This window comes from Pinirhizobacter sp. (assembly GCF_035317885.1).
In the GTDB taxonomy this organism is placed as follows: Bacteria; Pseudomonadota; Gammaproteobacteria; order Xanthomonadales; family Rhodanobacteraceae; genus Pinirhizobacter.
The window spans coordinates 1-2,007 of the sequence record NZ_DATHFX010000132.1 but is presented as its reverse complement, the minus strand read 5'-3'; the positions used below and the strand labels follow the sequence as shown (position 1 = coordinate 2,007).

Sequence of the window (2,007 nt, the reverse complement as noted above, 5' to 3'; positions counted from 1 at the left end):
ACCCAGCACCTTTACCACCACTGGCACGCCGCCTGCGCCGCCCACGGGCTGGCCATCGAACGCGTGCTCGAACCCATGCTCGATCCCAATGACATCCCGCCCGGGGCGCGCTTTGACGCACGTGCGCTCGAGGTGCCGGTGGCGCTGGTGTTTGGTTTAAGGCGAAGCACATGAATGCCATTCGTTCCCTGTCCTTACCCGTGCGCGGCAAGCCACGCACCTTGTTGATCAACCCAACGATCACATCGCGCTCGAGCGCGCGCTTTCCACTGGCGTTGCTGCAACTTGCCGCGGCGCTCGACCGCACCGGCGAAAGCCACGTGATCGACGGCAACGTCGACCGCGACACCGTGGCGGAAGTCTTGCGCTGCCTGGCGCAAGAGCGCTTCGACGCAGTGGGCATCAGCGTGATGGGCGGCCCACAGGTTGCGCCCTCGATTGCCATCTCGCGGGCGATCCGCGAACACCATCCGCATGTCCCGATCATCTGGGGCGGGTATTTTCCCACGCTTTACACCGACACCGCGCTAGCGGCGCCGTACGTGGATTACGCCCTGCGCGGCCAGGCCGAGGAGAGCCTTGTCGAGCTCATCGCTGCGATCACCAGCCCCGGCACGCCGGACCTGGGCAAGATCGGCGGTCTGTCCTGGCGCCGCGACGGCGAAGTGGTGCACAACCCCAATCGCAAGTACAACATGAGTGACCCCGGCAGGGTGCTGCCCTACGAGAAGCTCGGCGACCCGAGCCGCTACCAGGCGCGCACCTTCCTGGGAAACAGGACATTGGCACACCAGGCCTCGGTCGGTTGCCGCTTTCGTTGCACCTTCTGCGGGGTGGCCGCGATGTTCGGCGGCACCACGGTATTGCCGGCAGCCGTGCAGCTGGATCGCGACCTGCACCACCTCAAGCACCACCTTGGCGCCGACTCCATCCAGTACTTCGATCACAACTTCTTCGATCGCGAAGCGGACATGATTCCGCTTCTGGAAGTGATGGCCAAGCACGAGATGCCGTGGTGGTGCTACGCCCGCTCCGACGCACTGCTGAACCTGTCGGAAAGTACGTGGGAACTGGTGCGCAAAAGTCGGCTGAAGATGGCCTACATCGGTGCGGAGTCGCCCAGCGGGGCGATGCTCAAGGAAATCCGCAAGGGCACGCGTCCAGACCAGACCCTCGAAGTGGCCGAACTTTGCCGCAGGAATGGGGTGATCCCGGAACTGTCCTTCATGGTGGCCCCTCCGGAAAACACCGAAGAAGAGACCGAGCACACCTTCGAATTCATCCGCGAACTGAAGTTGATCAACCCCGAGGCTGAAATCATCGTTTACGTGTACACACCACTACCTGAAGGCAGCAAGCACGAGAAAGACCGCGGCAAGCGCAGCAGCATGGCACTGCTTGATGCGAACGGCCAGCCGCTGGTGTTTCCGTCCACTCCCGACGAATGGACACAACCGCAGTGGGTGAATTACGCCTGCCATGCCGATGCCCCATGGCTCGACGACAAGCTGCGTCGACGCATCCAGGATTTCGTCACCGTGCTTCGCTGCCGCTTCCCCACCGTGCAGGATCTGAAATCACCGCGGTGGGCCAAGCGCAGCCTGAGTGTGATGGCCCGCTGGCGCTATCACCAGCGCAGGTACGACAAGCCCTGGGAACTGAACCTGGCCAATCGCCTGGTCCGCCTGCGCATGCCGCAGGTCTCGGGACTCTAGAGGCGTAGCGTCGATGCACGTGGCCCAGGTCAATTTCCAGCCCGCGCCAGCGGATATCCCACCCGAGGCGTTGCTTGCCCGATGGAACACGCTGGGCGACGTGGCCGACGCCGTGGCGAGCGCAGGCACGCAGGTGTCGGTGGTGCAGGTAGCGCCCTACCAACACCGGATGACGCGTGGCGCGGTGGACTACCACTTCGTGCCAACCCCGGCGGACGACGGCGGACGACGCTTGGCCACCGTGCTGGGGGACCTGGGCGTGGACGTGTTGCATGCCAACGGACTGGGGTTC

The 2,007-nt window shown here is 64.1% G+C and carries 1 protein-coding gene and 2 pseudogenes; all 3 read left to right on the top strand.

Going from position 1 to position 2,007, the window contains the following annotated elements:
* Window positions 1–174 (top strand): annotated as a pseudogene (locus VK519_RS04085) (class I SAM-dependent methyltransferase); the annotation flags it as partial.
* Complete coding sequence (locus VK519_RS04080) at window positions 171–1,715, top strand: B12-binding domain-containing radical SAM protein (protein WP_324347862.1); 1,545 nt, start codon at window positions 171–173, stop codon at window positions 1,713–1,715. The pseudogene VK519_RS04085 and the gene VK519_RS04080, both read left to right, overlap by 4 nt.
* Before the next feature lie 13 nt (window positions 1,716–1,728).
* Window positions 1,729–2,007 (top strand): annotated as a pseudogene (locus VK519_RS04075) (glycosyltransferase family 1 protein); the annotation flags it as partial.